Genomic DNA, 16,830 nt, shown 5'->3' on the forward strand with positions numbered 1-16,830 from the left:
GTGACGATTGATCCGATGACCGACTTGTATTACGACCCCTTCGATTTCGAGATCGACGACAACCCGTACCCGGTGTGGAAGCGCATGCGGGCCGAGGCTCCGCTGTACTACAACGAGAAGTACAACTTCTACGCGCTGAGTCGGTACGACGATGTGGCGCAGGCACTGCCGGACTGGCAGACCTACCGTTCGGGCCGGGGCACCACCGCCGACATCTTGTTCAGCGGTATCGAGGTGCCGCCCGGCATCCTGCTGTTCGAGGACCCCCCGCTGCACGACCTGCACCGCCGCCTGCTGTCGCGGGTCTTCACGCCGCGACGGATGTTGGCGGTCGAGGATCTGGTCCGCGGATTCTGCGCGCGCGCACTGGATCCGCTCGTCGGCGAGGACGGGTTCGACTTCGTCGTCGATCTAGGCGCGATCATGCCGATGCGGACCATCGGCTATCTGCTCGGCATCCCCGAGGAGGGCCAGGAGCAGATCCGCGCCCGCACCGACAAGAACATCTCGGTGGGCGAGGACGTCGGCGACGTCAGCGCGACGGTGTTCGCCGAGTCGCTGGCCCTGTTCGCCGAGTACATCGAATGGCGGGCCACCCACCCGTCCGACGATCTGATGACCGAGTTGCTCAACGCGGAGGTCGAGGAACCCGACGGCACCCGGCGGCAACTCGAACGCACCGAGGTGCTGGCCTACACCGCGATGATCGCCGGTGCGGGCGGGGAGACCACGGCCCGGCTCATCGGGTTCATGGGCGAGCAGTTGGGCAAGCACCCCGATCAGCGTCGCGAACTCGTCGCCGATCCTTCGCTGATCCCCTCGGCGGTCGAGGAGACGCTGCGCTACGACCCGCCGTCGCCCGTGCAGGCGCGCTACGTGGCCGCCGACGTCGAACTCTACGGACAGGTCATCACCGAGGGCTCGTACATGCTGCTGATCAACGGATCGGCCAACCGCGACGAGTCCCGCTACACCGACCCGGACCGCTACGACATCCACCGCAAGGGCGGACATCTGAGCTTCGGGCAGGGCATCCACTTCTGCCTCGGCGCGGCGCTGGCCCGGCTCGAGGCGCGGGTCGCGTTCGAGGAGGTGCTCAAGCGCTGGCCGGACTGGGAGGTCGACTACTCCCGTACGCGCATGGCGCACACCTCGAGCGTGCGCGGCTGGGCACAACTCCCGGTCCGGACGCGCTGAGCCGCGCCTTCAGTCGAAGGCGTGGCGCGGCAACGTGTTCGGCATGTCCAGCGAACTCAGCAGGCCGGTCTTGGCCGCCACGACATACGGGATGGCGTTGACCACCCGCATGGCGGTGGCCGTCATGGCGGCCCGACCGGCGCCGTGCCCCTCGGCGGCCCCGAGCGTCATGGCGCAGTGCACATCCGGGTCGCCGTCGATGTCCACCCGGTAGGTGGCGTCCGCATCCGAGGTCGGCCACTCGGGCGCGACGTCGCGCGCCATCCGGATGATGTGTTCGACCACGATGCGTTCGTCCCCGTCGACCACGCCCCGGGCCCGGGTGCGCACGGCGCCGCAGGTGCCGGCGGGGATGGTGCCGAACGCGACCTCGAGGTCCCGGTCGGTGACCGCGCGGTCCAGGCTGCCCCGCACCTCGCTCACCTGGGCGCCGAGCGCATCGGCCATCAGCGCGATCGGTGCGCGCCAGGCCATCTCGATGAATCCGGGCGTCTCGAGCATGGGTTGGAAGTCCAGCGGTCGGCCGAATCCCATGCCGTCCATCATGATGTCGGCCACCGGGTAGTGGTCGTTGAGGGCGACCTCGGTGACGGTGATCCGGCGGATCGACTTGGACTGCGTGGTCAGCAGCAGCGCCAACTGATCCGACCCGAACCCCGGGAAGATCCCCGACACGTAGAACGACGCGTTGCCCGCGGTCGCCGCGGCCGCCAACTGCTCGCGCCACTGCGGAGAGTAGAACGACGGCGGGTACACCAGCGTGGTCGACGAGGTCGAGACGACGTTGATGCCGGCCTCCAGCAGGCGAACGTAATCCGGGACGGCCGCGGCGTCGCGTTCCGGCCCGCTGGCGGTGTAGACCACGCAGTCGGGTTGCAGGGCGATCAGCGCCGCGGCGTCGTCGGTGGCACGGATCCCGGTCGGTGCGCCGCCGGCCAACTCCCCCGCATCGCGGCCCACCTTGTCCGGCGAGTGCACCCACACGCCCACCAGGTCGAGGTCCGGACGGCGGCCGATGGCATCGATGGCGATCGACCCGACTCCGCCGGTGGCCCAGACGACGACTCGCAGCGGTGCTGTCATGTGATCTCCCCAATCATGGTGTCGGTCAGGTGGTTTGCCGAGCGGCCGCGCTGGCTGCCGCGGCCCGCTCCAGGTAGGGCCAGGCGATCTCCGGCGGCATGCCGCCGCACAGCGGGAGCAACGGCAGCGGCCGGCCCGCGCGCAGGTACTCGACCGCCTCCGCTTCGGTGAGGATCCGGTACGGTCCGCCCGGCTCCCGCAGTTCGGCGACGGTGCCCGCCCGCGAGATGCTCGCGACCGTGTCGTCGTCGGGCCGGTAGCTCGCCGCCGCGATCGCGTCATGCAGCAGGTACTCGCCGATCTCGTGCCACGCCTTGTCCACGTCGTCGGCGACGAAGACCGCGGTCGGCGCGCCCGGCACCGGCAGCTGCACCGGTCCGGGAGTGGTTCCGGCTGCCCGGCAGCAGGATTCGTAGTACTCGACGAGTCCCTCGTCGGCCGTCTGGGAGATGAAGCCCAGCCCGTGGCGGGCCGCGCGGCGTGCGGCGGCGCGGCTGCCGCCGGCGATCACCACGTGCGGGCCGCCCGGCGTCGCGCATTGCGGCGTCACCCGGAAGGTGCGGCCGCCGTGCTCGACGGTCTGCCCGCGCAGCAGCGCCAGCAGCACCGGCAACTGATCGTCGGCCACGGCGCCGCGTCGCCGGTAGTCGAGTCCGAACAGGTCGTATTCCTCGGCGCGATGTCCGACGCCCAGCGCGTAGGACACCCGGCCGCGGCTGAGGATGTCGAGGACGGCCATCTCCTCGGCGAGCCGGACCGTGTCCCACAGCGGCAGCGGCACCGCGGCGAGCAGGATGGCCAACTGCGTGGTTCGCGCGGCGATCGCCGAGGCCAACAGCAGCGGGGTGGGCAGGTGGCCGTCGTCGGCGCCGTGGTGCTCGGACAGCACCGCCAGCACCGCACCGCGGGTCTCCGCCCAGGCGCACATGTCCAGGGCGGCCGCGTACAGGTCGGCGATCCCGGCGCCGCCGGGCGCCCGCATGTCAAACCTGAAGATGAGCATCGGGACCCGCCGTCGTCACAGGCACCGATACTAACCTAATTTTTGTTTCGCTAGTGTCGTTCTGAAATGTTGAGTACAGGGGAAAGCCTCCCGTCCGGCAGCAAATATTAGGTGTTCGACGCGGACTGCGACGTTCCCGGGAGCTGCGTCGAACGCGGCAGCGCCCGCCGCCGGGTAGCGTGCGGACGACGACGGTACCCGGCGCCTTCCCCGCAGGACCGGGCCCAACACTGGCCGAAGAGGACGCGCATGAACGACGCCGCCACCACTGGTCCGACCCGCGAGCTCGCGCTGGATCTGTACCGCAGCGCGGCGGTCATCCTGGTGGTCATCGGCCACTGGCTGCTCTCGGTCATGACCTACGACGACGGGACGTTCGGCCGGGACAACCCGCTGGTGCTGATGCCGTGGACGCAATGGATCACCTGGTTCTTCCAGGTGGTTCCGGTCTTCTTCGCGGTGGCCGGGTTCGCGAGCGCGGTGTCGTGGGCGCGGTTCGAGGCCGAGGGCAGCGCGACCCGGCAGGAGTGGCTGCGCCGCCGGGTGAGCCGGGTGCTCGGTCCCACGGCGGCCTACGTGGTCCTGGTGTTCATCGTGATGGCCGTGTTGTTCGCCGCGGGGATCAGCGGATCGGTGTTGGCCCTCGGCGGCTGGGCCGTCGCGATGCACCTGTGGTTCCTGGCCGTCTACCTGATGGTGGTCGCCCTGACACCGGTGGCGGTCGCCGCGCACCGGCGCTGGGGGCTGGCCGTACCGGCCGTGCTGGCCGGCGCGGTGATCGTCGTCGACGTAATCGGCATCGCCACCGAGGTGCCCGAGATCCGGATGCTCAACTACTTCTTCTGCTGGGCGGCGATCTACCAGCTCGGGATCGCCTGGCGCGACGGTCTTTTGCGACGCGGACTGCTGCTGGGGATGGCCGCCGTCGCGGCGGTGGCGCTGCCCATGCTGGTGACCTGGGGTCCGTATCCGATCGCCATGATCGGCGTGCCCGGGGTGCGGGTGGAGAACAGCGCCCCGCCGTCGGTGGCGCTGTTGGCGCTGGCCGCCGTGCAGATCGGTGTGCTGCTGGCGATCACCGGTCCCGTCAACCGCTTCCTGCGGCGCGGGCGGTGGCCGAAGATCATCGGGGTGGCCAACAACAACGTGATGGCGCTGTACCTCTGGCACATGCTGCCGGTGGTGATCGTCACGCTGGTCGGCTACCCCACCGGGTTGCTGCCCCAGCCGCCGACCGGTTCCGGCGCGTGGTGGCTGGCCCGGCTCGAGTGGGAGCTGATCCTCGCGGTCGTCACGGTGGCGCTGCTGGTGCTGCTGTGGTGGGGCCGGGCCATTTTCGCCGCGCCGGTCCCGAGCTTCGGGGTGCCGATCCCGGAGTCCGTCGCCACCGTCGGGCTCTACCTGGGGACGACGGCCGCGGCCGTCGCGCTGGGCCGGCTGGCCGCCGGCGGCTTCGCACCCGACGGTGAATTCCCCGTCGGCACCGCCGCGCTGTTCCTCGGCGGGCTGATCCTGGTGGCGATCCGGCCGCGCAGCCGGGTGAAGGATCCCGCCTGAGGCCGCTGCTGAGCCTTGGTGCCGAGATTGCCTCAAGGGCTGTTGCCCGGAGCTGCTCACGACCCTGGCAGCATTTTCGCGGCCCCGGCCCACGCGACCTTCTCAGGCCGGCTCGATCTGGCTCATGACCATCTCCATGAACGGCCGATAGAGGTTCTCGTCGTCGAGATGGCTGCCGAGGGTGACCCCCTCGTTGGTGGCGATCAGCAGCTTGGCCAGGACCTCCGTGGGCACCCGCGAGCGGCCGCCGACCTTCTCCAGATGCGCGTCGATGTAGTGCGCCAGCGAGCGGATGGTCTCTTGTCGACGCTCGGCGAGCGCCGCCCGCGCCTCCGGATTGCGCAGCAGGAACAGCGTGAATTCGTAGCCCAGCGCGGCCCGCTGCGCCGCGCCGATGCTCAGCTCCTGCCAGCGGCGGGCCAGCTTGTCGACGTCCAGGTCACCCAGCGAATGGAACGACTCGACGATGTCGGTGAATCCGTCGAGGAACCGTTGCAGCTGACGCTCCATCACCGCCAGGAACAGCGCTTCCTTGGTGCCGAAATGGGAGTAGATCGCCCCGCGGGTGTAGCCCGCCGCGTCGGCGATCAGTTCCAGCGAGGCCCCGGCCAGGCCCTGTCGGGCGACGACCTCCTCGGCCGCGTCCAGCAGCAGGTTCCGAGTGTGTTCGACCCGCCGTTCCCGCGTCCACCGTTCAGCCACGCGCCCATCCTCCCAGGACCGTCACCGCCACAGGGCAGCACGCCACGCTCCCTCAAATCCAACCTTGTATGTCGGATACAGTTCTGTATATTGCTCGTGTGCGCTGCGCCACAGCCCCTCGAAAAGCGCCCCCTGGAGACACTGTGATTGGCGGTCGACGGTAATGACGACGAGTACGGCACGCGACCTGTACTACGACCCGTGGGATGTCGCGCTCAACGCGGATCCCTACCCGATGTTCAAGCGGTTCCGCGACGAGGCGCCGCTGTACTACAACGAGCCGCACGACTTCTACGCGGTCAGCCGCTTCGAGGACGTCAACCGGACCCTGGTGGACTACCGCACCTTCAGTTCCGCGCGCGGCGTCGTCCTGGAGATCCTGAAGTCCGGCATGGAGATCCCGCCCGGGGTGCTGATCTTCGAGGATCCGCCGATCCACGACATCCACCGCAACCTGCTCTCGCGCGCCTTCACGCCGAAAAAGATCAACGCGTTGGAGCCGATGATCCGCGAGTTCACCGCACGGTGCCTGGATCAGGTGCCGGCCGGCGGCACCTTCGACTTCGTCAAGCACCTGGGCGCAATCATGCCGCTGCGCGTGGTCAGCATGCTGTTCGGCATCCCGGAGCACTTCCAGCAGCGGGTGCAGGAGGACGGCGACCGCCACGTCCGGACCGAACGCGGCGGCCAGATGACCGACAATCCCGACGGCGCCATCACCAACGGGGAGGTGTTCGCCGACTTCATCGACTGGCGCGCCACCAACCCGTCGGACGACCTGACCTCGGAATTGCTCGAGGCCGAGTTCGAGGACGAGACCGGGGTGGTGCGTCGGCTGCGCCGCGACGAGTTGCTGATGTTCATGAACGTGGTGGCCGTGGCGGGGGCGGAGACCACCACCCGGCTGATCGGCTGGACCGGAAAGCTGCTGTCGGAGTATCCCGATCAGCGCCGCCTGCTGGCCGCCGACCGCTCGCTGCTGGGCAGCGCCATCGAAGAGATCCTGCGCTACGAACCGCCGGCGCTGCAGGCCGCGCGCTACGTGACCCAGGACGTCGAGATCCACGGCCAGGTGGTCCCCCAGGGCAGCGCCATCCTCACCCTGATCGGTGCCGCCAACCGCGACGAGCGCCGCTTCGGCGACAACGCCGAGAACTTCGATATCACCCGAAAGGGAAAGCAGCACATCACCTTCGGGGTCGGCGCCCACTACTGCCTCGGCAACGCGCTGGCGCGCATCGAAGGCAGAGTCGCCCTCGACGAGATCCTGAACCGCTTCCCCGACTGGGAGGTGGACCTGGACAACGCGGTGTTCTCCTCGTCGTCGGCCGTGCGCGGCTGGGACAGCATGCCCGCCCGCGTCTGACCCGCCCACCACCGGCCATCTCGCGGCCGACCCGCGGTCGTGATAATTGTAGAGAACGGCTGATCATGAAAACCGGGGTATGACAGCTACCGCAGGCGCAATCGCGGGGGTCGCAGAAGGGACGCTCCGTGATCTGCCCGCATTGCAGCATCGAACTGCTGTATCGCAGTCGTGGCGACGGCAGATGCGCCAGGTGCAGGAAGCGCTTCGCCCTCGAACCCCGCGGAGCCCCGCTGCGGCTACACGACCTGCGGGTGCGTGCGCTCAGCGACCGCCTCCGTGACGGTCGCGACCTGCGCTACACGCTGACCCAGTTCCGCTACGCCGCGGCCCGCCGACGGCTCCCCGAACTGAACCGGGTCGCCAACTGGGCACTCACCATCTGGTGTGGGGTGCTCCTCTGGGGGACGTTCATCCTGGCGCTGGTCAGCGGCCTGGCCGTGCTGACCGTGATCGGCATCGGGGTGGCGTTGCTGGTCGGCGGCATCGCGCTGAACCTCGCGGCGCGCCCGGTGCTGCGGCGGTTGACCACCGTCCGCATGCCGCTGACCGCCGAACGCCTGGTCACCGACGTGCTCGAACCCTGGCAGAAGGTCTACCAGCAGTGGCCCCCGGGGATGATCGACGAGGACCAGGTGCCTATCCCGATGCCGGCTTCGCCCCGGTACGCGCTGGTGTGCCCGAATCGCAGCGTGCTGGCCTGCCTGGCCGCCAACGGTGTACCGGCGGCCTACGACATGGCGTTGCTGGAAGACCCCCGACAGGTGCCCGCCGGGTTGCCGGTGCTGGTGCTGCACAACGCCAGCCTGCCGGGCCTGGCCCTGGCGCGCGACGCGCGGCAGTGGTTCGGCCCGCGGGCGCGGGTGCTGGGCATCGCCCCAAAGATGGTGATGGACAACGAGGGCGCGATCCGGTTGCGGGAGCGGCCCACTCGCCGGGCCGACCGGGCTTTCCTGGCCGGCGAACCGGTGTCGGAGCGCGAGGTCCGGTGGCTGGCCGCCGGCTGGTGGTCGCCCGTGGCGGCGATGCCGCCCGCGGCCCTACTGCGCGCGGTGTCTCGCGCGGTGGAGCGGATCGACGCGCAGTGGGACCCGGAACGCGCCCAGGCCCGTCGGGTGGGCTTCCTGTCCTGGCCGGCGGCATGAGACGCCTACTTGCCGACCGCCTGCTGCGCGGCGCGATCCGCCGCGCGGGCGCCCCGGGCCGGTTGCGCTTCACCGAGCGACAGCTGTTCTACGAGATGTGCCGCGGCCTGCTGCCGGCGCACCGACTGCCCCGCCGGATCGGGTACTCCCCGCCAACGCTGCTGTCCCCGGAGGTCTTCCGGGACGCCGTGCACCGCCACGGACCCATCGACGGCCTGCTCACCCCCCTCGCCGCGGCGCCGCGGCCACTCGGCCGACACACCCCCGAGCCGGACCTGTTCGACTACGGCCTACCCCGGCTGCTGGTCTGCCAGTCCCACGCGGTCGCGGAGATGTTGCGCGCCAATGGGATCCCGATGGAATCGGCGTGCCCCGTGCTCAGCGCGGCCGAACTGCCCGCCGATCCCGGCCTGACTCGGATGTTGCGGCAGGCCGGTACGGCCACCGTCTACGTCCTGCACGATGCCGGCGTCGCCGGACTGGCGCTGCCGGGAGAACTGCCCCGGCTCACCGACATTCCGGACACCGCCAGGGTGGTCCCGATCGGCCTGCGGCCGGCGCAGGTCTGGCCGCTGCACCTGCCGCACCAACCAGGCCCGGCCGGGTACGCCGCGGCGGCGGATCCCAAGGAGCAGGCCTGGCTGCGGCGAGGTCGGACCGTCGAGGTGGAAGCCGTGCCCCCGGCGGTGTTGCTGCGCAGCGTGCACCGGCTGGTGCGGGGCGTGGCCCGGCCCAGCACCGGACTCGTCGATCTGCAACGCGCCCGGCACGCGGGCTTTCTGACCTGGCCCACCGGATGAAGGAGCCGACAGTGCCCGAACGTGGCAAGGACGCCCGCGAGATCGGCTACGCCGACGAATTGCTGGCCGGCGGTACCGTGCACCGACGCTACTCCGACGGCCGTCAGGAGTGGCGTACCCGCACCCCCGGCGGCGCCGTACCGTGGCGAGATGATCAGGGCCGCAGCGGGGTCGACGAACCGCTGGGCGACAAACTGATCAAGCGCACCTTCTCCGACGGCTCGGTGGCCTACGGGCGCGAAGCCGGGTTCGGTCGCACCCTGTGGCGCGACGGCACCCTGACCGTCAACCGATCGTCCTTCGGCGGTCGCCTCGGCGGGATCCTGGCGGCGGTCACCGGCGCGGTCGTGGTGGGCGGTCTGGTCCTGCCGCCGGAATCGCTGACCCCGCAGGAGGAGCAGGCCCTGCGGGACGAGACCGCGGCGGACGCGGGCGGCGACGGCGGCTCCGGCGACTACGGGGACTGGGGTGGCCCGGGCGACGACGGCGGCGGCGACTTCGGCTGAGGAGAACCATGTCTCGATGGTGCGCATTCCTGACGACCGCGGATCCGGCCGACCAGCTGCGGGCGGTGGGCGCCGCGGCGGTCACCGCGGCCGGCGACCACGGACTGGGCCTGCTCGACGAGCCGGGCGCGGCCACCGGGCCGCACCGCGTGGGGCGGTTCACGGCCGTCGGCGAGGTCACCCTCTACAACCGGGCGCGGCTGCGCACACTGCTGGGCGCCGATGCGCCCCCGGCGGACTGCCCGGACGCCGAGTTGCTGCTGCACTGCTACGCCCGGCTGGGCACCGCAGGGCTCGCGGCCGCCGACGGCATGTTCGCCCTGGCCGTCGCCGACGGCCGGGACCTGCTGCTGATCCGCGACCACGTGGGGGCGCGCACGCTGTTCGTCGCCCGCGCCGGCGGGGCGTGGGCGGCCGCGACGTCCCTGCGGGCGCTGCGGCGCTGGCCGCAGTTGCGGACGGGGCTGCACCTGCCGGCGGTGCGGTCCTTCCTGACCTTCGCGTACCTGCCGGACCGGGCGACCCTGCTGCGCGGCGTGCACGAGGTGCTGCCGGGCCGCTGCGTGCGGCTGCGCCCCGACGGCACCTCGACCGAGGAAACCTTCTGGGAGCCGGCGGAAGCCGACGCGCCGGGCACCGCGGCCGAACACGCGCTGCGGCTGCGTGAGCTGCTCGAGGAGGCGACGGTGCGCCGGCTGCCGGCGGGCCCCGCCGGGGTGCTGCTGTCCGGGGGCATCGACTCGAGCCTGGTCACCGCGCTGGCGACCAAGCTCCACGACCAACGCGTACACACCTATTCGATTGCCTTCGACGGTACGACGCCCAACGAACTGGCCTATTCCGGACTCGTCGCCACCCACTGCCACACCGACCACCGCGTCCTGACCGTGTCCGGCGACGCCGTGGCGGCGCGCTTGGCGCAGACCGTGGCCCTGCTGGACTGCCCGGTGGGCGACCCGCTGACCGTCCCCAATCTCATGCTGGCGCGGGCCGCCGCCGACGACGGTTTGGACACCATCCTCAACGGCGAGGGCGGCGACCCGGTGTTCGGCGGTCCGAAGAACCTGCCGATGCTCATCTTCGAACTGTTCCGCGACGACCCCGCCCCGACGGCGCGGGCCCGGGCCTACCTGGACAGTTACCGCAAATGCCTCGACGACGTCCCGGTCCTGCTGTCCGCGGGCGCGCTGACCGAACTCGAGCACGCGCCGCCGCTCACCGACGTGTTGCTGCCCTACCTGCAACCGGGCCGGATGAAAACGCTGTTGAATCAGCTGCTGCACACCAACTTACGCACCAAGGGCGCGCACCACATCCTGCCCAAGGTCGAGCGGCTGACCGCGGCCGCCGGGGTCCAGGGCCGGTCCCCGCTGTTCGACGCGGCGATGATCGACTACGCGTTCAGCATCCCGCCGCGGTTCAAGCTCGCCGGCACCGAGGAGAAGTGGATCCTCAAGGAGTCGGTGCGTGATCTGCTGCCCTCGACCATCGTGGACCGACCGAAGAGCGGGATGCGGGTCCCGGTCCAGCAGTGGCTGACCGGTCCGCTGCGCGACCTCAGCCACGACCTGCTGCTCGGGCCGTCGGCGCGGACCCGGGACATCTTCCGCGCCGACACCCTGCGGGCCTGGCTGCGCGGTGACGGCACCCTGCTGCCCCGCCAGGGCGGCAAGGTCTGGCTGGTGCTCACCCTGGAGATGTGGTTGCGGGCCTACGACGTTCAACCGTGAGAACCACCGGACACCCACGCAATTGACAAGAGTTCGACCAGAAGAGGTGCGATGCCCGAGGGCATGAAGATCCATCCGGACGACGGCAACGAGGTCCACGACCTCGCCACGTTCACCGACGCCGGGCGCAACGTCGTGACGCCGGTGGCGCAGTTCCCGCCCGAGGTGGCGCAGGTGGTCGTGGAGACGTTTGCCGCCATCGTCACCCGCGCCAAGGCCAGCCCGGCGGCCTGTGCCCCCGACGAGGACGGGATCGTGCGCTCCCAGACGTTCGAGGAGGGCGACGTCTACATGGTGGAGAAGCCGTTCGACGGCTACTTCGCCGACCGCTACATCATGGACTTCTACGACGTGACCGAACGCGATATCTGCTCGCGGATGCACTGGCACACCGGTCTGCGGTTCGTCCGCTTGATGACCGGCCCGGACACGCACATCCGAGTGGGCAGCCTGTCACCGTTCCGCGTCACCGAGGTCCCCGGCGTCACGCCGTTCGTTCCGGAGAGCTTCGTCGACGAGATCTCCGACGGCGCAGCCGATGCCGTTCGCCGGACCCGGTACAACGTGATCGTGCCGCCGAATTCGTTTGTCGACATGCAGGTTCCGCGCGGGGTCAGCCATCAGTTCAACGCGGTGGGTCCGCACGCGGTCATCGATTCGGTGCACCCCGAGGAATCCCTGGAGGTGCTCCGCGAGCAGATGTCGGGCTACCGGATGATGGCCCAGACGGTGTTCCTGGCCGAGGAACTACCGGCGGCGTCGACGTGCCTGGGCACCGGGCCGGACCCGGCCTAGCGGTACGCCCCGTCGCGCAGGATCTGCTGCAGCCGGTCCAGCGGGTCGCCGGACTCGGGGTGCAACCGCCGCTCGCTGGGCGCGTTCTCCTCGGCGCCACCGGCACCGGCCGACCCGCCGGCCGGCGGGGGTGGCGGCGGTACCGGGGGTGGCACGAGTGGCACCGCCACCGTGCGGAGCTTGGCCTCGAGCCGCGGCAGGGTGTCGTGGCGCACCGCACGCCGCTGCGGATCCGGATCGGCGTTGTCGGCGAAGCAGCCCGGCGGTGCCTGCTCGGCGACCTCCCGGGCCTGCGAGTACAGCGCGGTCGCCGCTCGGTCGTCGCGCGCCCATCCCGCCCGATCGCCGCGGCTCTCCTGCACGAGCACCAGGTTGACCCGCACCGGGCAGTCCGCCGTGGCCGGAGTGTGCGCCAGGGCATCGGCGAACGACCGCTCGGCGTCCTCGAGGCGGTCCTCGAGCACGGCTTGCGCCCCGGCCGCGAAGTGTGCCCGCGCCGGCTCGATCACGTTGAGCACCGACAGGATCCGGGCGTCGGTGCTCAGCGCGGCCGCGTCGCGGCGCTCGAAACTCGACACCGCGGAGTTGCCCGCGAGCACCACCGAGACGCACTTGAGCACGACCAGCACGACGAGCACCGCCACCGGGGCCGAGTAGACGAGCAGACGTCGCCGGGTCGCCGTCATGCCCGCACCTCCTCGTCGGTGGGCATCGGCGCGGAGGCGCCCAGTTCGCGGCGCAGCCCCCGCAGCACCAGGTAGAGCTCGGCCAACAGCAGCAGCGCCGCCAGTCCGGCCGGGACCCAATACAATTCGGTGCGTTCCGCGGTGCTCGGCGGCGACTCCGCGTCCCGACCGGCGCCGTCGCCGAGCGCGGCCGCGTCGAGCGGCGTGTCCGCCGCGCGCGCCAGGTAGGGCACCCCGATCTGCGCCGCGACGGCGCGCAAGGTGCCCCCGGCCGGGTTCGCGGCCTGCGCGCCGGCACCGTAGCCGAGCAGGGCCCCGCCGTCCACCGCATCCTCCGGCAGCACGATCTCCCGCTGCGGCACTTCGGCTTCCGGCGCCCCCGCCCCGAGGTAGAACACCAGGTTGTCGGCGCGGGGGTACTGCTGGGCGGCGCTGATCAACTGGTAGCGCAGCACGGTGCCGGCCGCGCCCGCGTTGGCCCGCGCGATGTTCTCCGCGGTGCGCGGCTGCGGGCGTACCGCGTCCAGCACCGGGCGCAGGCTCCAGGTGTCCGCCGACAGCGGCCACCGCAGGTCGGGTTCGGCGTCGAACTCGATGACGGCGAAACGTGCGCCCGGATGACGGTCGAGCAGCACGTCGATATCGTTGCGGGCCTGGGCCATCGGCGCCGCCATCCCCGGTGACCGGTCGAGCAGCACGAACACGTTGGGGGCATCGGCGCCGGCCGCGCGCGCGGCCGCGGGCTCCTCCCCGACTACCGGGCGCAGCGCGGCGACCAACAGCAGGACTCCCGCCGCCGTCACCGCGGCCCACCGCCACAGCGCGCTCCGGCTGCCGCCGTGCCCTTTTCGGGGCAGCACGCGGAATCGGGCGCCCAGGAAGACGACCGCCAGCAGGGCGATCACCAGCGCCGGCAACACCGGGTGCACGCTCATGATCGCCGCACAACCGGCCACAGCGCCAACGCCACCAGGGCCAGCACCGCCAGCACCAGCGCGACGTCCGGGGTCTCGGCGCCCACCGCGGTCCCGGCGTCGTCGGCCGCGGTCGGGGCCGGCCGGTTGTCCCTGATCTCGGCCAGCCGCGGGGCCACATCGCCGGTCGGACCGGCCGAAAGCCCGCCGGTGTCCCGGACCAGGGCGTCCAGGCCGGCGCTCGGGTCGCCGGTGTACACGACGTTGACCTGCACACCCGCGGTCGTGGCCAGTTCACGCAACCGCTCCGCACTGAGCAGCGACGGCGTGGTTCCGGTGGCCCCGAAGCTGCCCGGGCCCACGTACACCAGGGACCGGCGCTGCCCGGCCGGCTCCTCGAACGACGGGAATCCGGTCAGGCACATGGCCAGCACGTCCTCGACGGTGGGGGTGTAGTCGACATACGACACCGGGGACACCGCGGCCTCGCTGCCCGCATAGGATGTGAATTGCGCTGCGGCGTACTGATAGTCGCGGGTCAGCGGCACCACGCGCATATTGGCCGCGGTCAACCCGATGCGCGCGGTCCCGAGCGTCCCGATGCGCTCGGCGACATGGTCGAGGGCGCGGGCGACGGCCGGTTCGTCCGGCGATTCCCCGACGCAGACCATGATGTCCTCCGGTTGCGCCGCGGCCGAGGTGCCGCCGAGGTGTGGCCATCCGGACGGGCGGGCGGTGGCCACCAGCGCGGCCGCGAAGCCCACCGCGACCAACGCGAGGACGACCACCAACGACACCCGCCGCCGGCGCACGGCCCGCACGTACTCCGGGAGCCGGGTCAGCCGGTCGACGTGCGCCAGGAGTCGAAGCTCGCGCCGGTCGGCGGCGTCGGGTAGCAGCATCGCCGCGGCCACGCAACCCGCGAGCAGCGCCAGGCCGAGGATGACGACGCCCCACCACATCAGGTCCATGCGCGGATCAACTCCTCGGCGCTCGCCCCTGCGGCCGCGACGTCGACGTCGGAGTCGGCGTTGAACTGCACGTCGTTGAGATCAGCGAGCAGCGGTGCGGCAGCGGCCAATTCGCCGGCGGCGAGATCGGACAGTTGCAGGTGCCGGGCGCGAACGCCGGTGAACTGATGCAGGAACTCGCGCAGTTCCCGGCTCAGCGCGGCCCCGGCCTGGGCGGCGTCCAGTTCGCCGGCGCGGTGGCGGCGGCCGATCCCCCGCACCGCGCCGACGGCCCGCCGTTTGAGCAGTTCACCGCGCAGGGCCCCGACCACCGGCACCTCGGCCAGCCGTCGACCCGGGCCGGTCAGCGCGAAAACCGCGCCATACCAGGCGATCAGCCCCAGGGTCAGCAGGATCGCCAACCACAGCCACCGCGCCGAATAGGGCGACGGGGCGATGAGGTACTGCAACAGCTCATCGGGCACGGGCGAGCACCCCGGTCATGGTGGTCAGGGCGGCGCGGATGTCGCCGCTGCCACCCAGTCGTGCGTGCGGCACGCCGCAGGAGTGGAGGAACTCCGACAGCGATCGGCGCCGTTCCTTCTCCGCGCGCCGGTAGGCTTCGACCACCGTCGAACCCAGCACCGCCCCGCCCGGCACCCGTCGTCCGCTGCCCAGGTCGTACCCGTACCGATCGTCGGAGACCGAGGTGACGGCCGGTTGGTCGATGACCAGACCCCAGATCACGTCGTGGGTGGCGGTCAGCGGGCGTAACACCGCCCCGAGGCGGTCGTCGACGTCCGGTTCGTCGGAGACGACGAGGACCAGCATCGGGTGGCGGTAGTGATGGGCCACCCAATCGAGTTGCGTGACAACGGCGCTGGGCCCGGGGCGGCCCCGGCCATGGTCGTGGAACCGGTGCAGCATGCTCTCGAGGTGCGTCTCGCCGCGGCGCAGCCGGATGTCCACGCAACCGCGGGCGTCGCCGAAGACCATGCCGATCTCGTCGGACCGCTGCAGGGTGATCAACCCCATGGCGCCGATGAGATGCGCTGCCACGTCTCGCTTTCGCTCACCCGAGGGCGTGACCGCGGCGAGGTTTCGCCCGGCGTCGGCGACCACCAGGATCTTGTGATGCTTCTCGGAGACGAACCGCTTGATCAAGGTGTGACCGGAGCGGGCAGTCGCCTTCCAGTCGATGTCGCGGACGTCGTCGCCGGGCACATACGGCCGCAACTCGTCGAACTCCAGGCTGCGGGTGTGGATCAGCGCGTAGCGCCCGCCCTCCAGGAAGCCACTGGTGTCGCGTCCGAAATGGACCCGGGCGCGGTCGAGGTGGGTGCCCATGATTCAGGGCACCGGCACGGCGCGCAGCACCGCGTCGACGATCACATCCGGCGTCACCCGCTCGCTGGCGGCCTGGAAGCCCAGGATGAAGCGATGCCGCAGCACCCGGTGCGCGAGGCGCGCAATATCCTCCGGCACAACGTGATTGCGGCCGCGCAGCACGGCCATGGCGCGCGCGGTGCGGCAGAAGGCGATCGTGGCGCGGGGGCTGGCACCGTACTCCACCAGCCGGGCCAGCTGCGCCGGCAGGTGCTCGTCGGGATGGCGGGTGACCGACACCAGCGTGCTGGCGTACCGGACCAGATCCGGGGCCATGTGCACGGCGCGGGTGACCTCCTGGGCCCGCCGGATGTCCGCCACGCCGACCACCGGGGGCGCGGGCCGATCGGGGTCGAAGACCCCGGCGTCCATCCGGGCGATGACCTCCACCTCGTCGTCGACCGAGGGATAGCTGACCAGTTCCTTGAGCATGAACCGGTCGGTCTGGGCCTCCGACAGCGGGTAGGTGCCCTCCTGGTCCACGGGATTCTGGGTGGCGATGACGAGGAACGGACGCGGCATCGGGTACTGGACGCCCGCGATCGTCGTCTGCCGCTCCTCCATCGCCTCGAGCATGGCGCTCTGCGTCTTGGCGCTCGACCGGTTGATCTCGTCGAGCAGCACGATGTTGGCGTGCACCGGTCCGAGTTGGGTGACAAACGAGTTGGTGGCCGCCTCGTAGATCTGCGTGCCGATGATGTCGCTGGGCAGCAGGTCCGGGGTGCACTGGATGCGCCGGAACTCCCCGTCGATGGATTCGGCGACGACGCGGGCCGCGGTGGTCTTGGCCAGCCCGGGCACGCTCTCGATGAGCAGGTGCCCACCGGCGAGCAACGCCACCAGCATGGACTCCCGGAGGTGCCCCTGACCGACGACCTTCGCCGCGAACGACGAGGCCACGGCGTTGACGACGCGTTGTGCCTCGGCCAAGTCGCGCTGGCCGAGCTGCATACCTGCTGAGGTCATGTGTCCTTCCTGAGAGCAACCCGACCACGGCAAGGAGTACCCCG

17 protein-coding genes are annotated in these 16,830 nt (G+C 71.0%); 8 read left to right on the forward strand and 9 right to left on the reverse strand.

The annotated features are described in order from the left end of the window. Positions 1–15 precede the first annotated feature (15 nt). Positions 16–1,197, forward strand: coding sequence for a cytochrome P450 (locus EL338_RS23915; protein WP_126336016.1), 1,182 nt, complete (start codon positions 16–18; stop codon positions 1,195–1,197). Between the two features lie 9 nt (positions 1,198–1,206). On the opposite strand, the gene EL338_RS23920 is transcribed toward EL338_RS23915, so the two are convergent. Both EL338_RS23920 and EL338_RS23925 read right to left on the reverse strand, forming a co-directional pair. Further along, positions 1,207–2,280 (reverse strand): NAD(P)H-dependent amine dehydrogenase family protein, encoded by a 1,074-nt coding sequence (locus EL338_RS23920; protein ID WP_126336017.1) that lies wholly within the window; start codon positions 2,278–2,280, stop codon positions 1,207–1,209. A 25-nt stretch (positions 2,281–2,305) separates the two neighbouring features. Then, complete coding sequence (locus tag EL338_RS23925; protein ID WP_126336018.1) at positions 2,306–3,283, reverse strand: LLM class flavin-dependent oxidoreductase; 978 nt, start codon at positions 3,281–3,283, stop codon at positions 2,306–2,308. Positions 3,284–3,532: 249 nt separating this feature from the next. Between EL338_RS23925 and EL338_RS23930 the strand changes: the two genes are divergently transcribed. Beyond that, positions 3,533–4,840, forward strand: coding sequence for an acyltransferase family protein (locus tag EL338_RS23930; RefSeq protein ID WP_126336019.1), 1,308 nt, complete (start codon positions 3,533–3,535; stop codon positions 4,838–4,840). 102 nt (positions 4,841–4,942) lie between these two features. On the opposite strand, the gene EL338_RS23935 is transcribed toward EL338_RS23930, so the two are convergent. Beyond that, the gene (locus EL338_RS23935; RefSeq protein WP_126336020.1) at positions 4,943–5,542 is read right to left on the reverse strand and encodes a TetR/AcrR family transcriptional regulator; all 600 of its coding nucleotides are present in this window, start codon (positions 5,540–5,542) and stop codon (positions 4,943–4,945) included. A 163-nt stretch (positions 5,543–5,705) separates the two neighbouring features. Between EL338_RS23935 and EL338_RS23940 the strand changes: the two genes are divergently transcribed. From EL338_RS23940 to EL338_RS23965, 6 genes are all read left to right on the forward strand, one after another. Further along, complete coding sequence (locus tag EL338_RS23940) at positions 5,706–6,908, forward strand: cytochrome P450 (protein WP_126336021.1); 1,203 nt, start codon at positions 5,706–5,708, stop codon at positions 6,906–6,908. 254 nt (positions 6,909–7,162) lie between these two features. Then, positions 7,163–8,053: a hypothetical protein gene (locus EL338_RS23945; RefSeq protein WP_126336022.1), complete on the forward strand. Its 891-nt coding sequence runs from the start codon at positions 7,163–7,165 to the stop codon at positions 8,051–8,053. Further along, positions 8,050–8,853: a hypothetical protein gene (locus tag EL338_RS23950; protein ID WP_126336023.1), complete on the forward strand. Its 804-nt coding sequence runs from the start codon at positions 8,050–8,052 to the stop codon at positions 8,851–8,853. Before EL338_RS23945 ends, EL338_RS23950 begins: the two co-directional genes overlap by 4 nt. A gap of 11 nt (positions 8,854–8,864) precedes the next feature. Then, entirely contained in the window at positions 8,865–9,359 is a 495-nt protein-coding gene (locus tag EL338_RS23955; RefSeq protein ID WP_235666273.1) for a hypothetical protein, read from the forward strand. A gap of 8 nt (positions 9,360–9,367) precedes the next feature. Beyond that, positions 9,368–11,089 carry an asparagine synthetase B family protein gene (locus tag EL338_RS23960; protein WP_126336025.1) on the forward strand — a complete coding sequence of 574 codons (1,722 nt, stop codon included), beginning with the start codon at positions 9,368–9,370 and terminating at the stop codon, positions 11,087–11,089. Between the two features lie 51 nt (positions 11,090–11,140). Continuing rightward, the gene (locus EL338_RS23965) at positions 11,141–11,884 is read left to right on the forward strand and encodes a hypothetical protein (protein ID WP_126336026.1); all 744 of its coding nucleotides are present in this window, start codon (positions 11,141–11,143) and stop codon (positions 11,882–11,884) included. On the opposite strand, the gene EL338_RS23970 is transcribed toward EL338_RS23965, so the two are convergent. Genes EL338_RS23970 through EL338_RS23995 form a run of 6 tightly spaced genes read right to left on the reverse strand, consistent with a single transcriptional unit; the run spans position 11,881 to position 16,786 of the window. Then, positions 11,881–12,570, reverse strand: coding sequence for a hypothetical protein (locus tag EL338_RS23970; protein WP_126336027.1), 690 nt, complete (start codon positions 12,568–12,570; stop codon positions 11,881–11,883). The two genes, EL338_RS23965 and EL338_RS23970, sit on opposite strands and share 4 nt — an antisense overlap. Continuing rightward, on the reverse strand, positions 12,567–13,505 hold the full coding sequence (locus EL338_RS23975; RefSeq protein ID WP_126336028.1) for a vWA domain-containing protein: 939 nt from the start codon (positions 13,503–13,505) through the stop codon (positions 12,567–12,569). Before EL338_RS23975 ends, EL338_RS23970 begins: the two co-directional genes overlap by 4 nt. After that, the gene (locus EL338_RS23980; RefSeq protein ID WP_126336029.1) at positions 13,502–14,455 is read right to left on the reverse strand and encodes a hypothetical protein; all 954 of its coding nucleotides are present in this window, start codon (positions 14,453–14,455) and stop codon (positions 13,502–13,504) included. Before EL338_RS23980 ends, EL338_RS23975 begins: the two co-directional genes overlap by 4 nt. Beyond that, entirely contained in the window at positions 14,446–14,919 is a 474-nt protein-coding gene (locus EL338_RS23985; protein ID WP_126336030.1) for a hypothetical protein, read from the reverse strand. The genes EL338_RS23980 and EL338_RS23985 overlap by 10 nt, the downstream gene beginning before the upstream one ends. After that, a complete protein-coding gene (locus EL338_RS23990) occupies positions 14,909–15,781 on the reverse strand; it encodes a DUF58 domain-containing protein (RefSeq protein ID WP_126336031.1) in 873 nt (290 codons plus the stop codon). The genes EL338_RS23985 and EL338_RS23990 overlap by 11 nt, the downstream gene beginning before the upstream one ends. Positions 15,782–15,784: 3 nt before the next feature. Further along, complete coding sequence (locus EL338_RS23995) at positions 15,785–16,786, reverse strand: AAA family ATPase (protein ID WP_126336032.1); 1,002 nt, start codon at positions 16,784–16,786, stop codon at positions 15,785–15,787. Between the last annotated feature and the right edge of the window lie 44 nt (positions 16,787–16,830).

This window comes from Mycolicibacterium chitae (assembly GCF_900637205.1).
Lineage (GTDB): Bacteria > Actinomycetota > Actinomycetes > Mycobacteriales > Mycobacteriaceae > Mycobacterium > Mycobacterium chitae.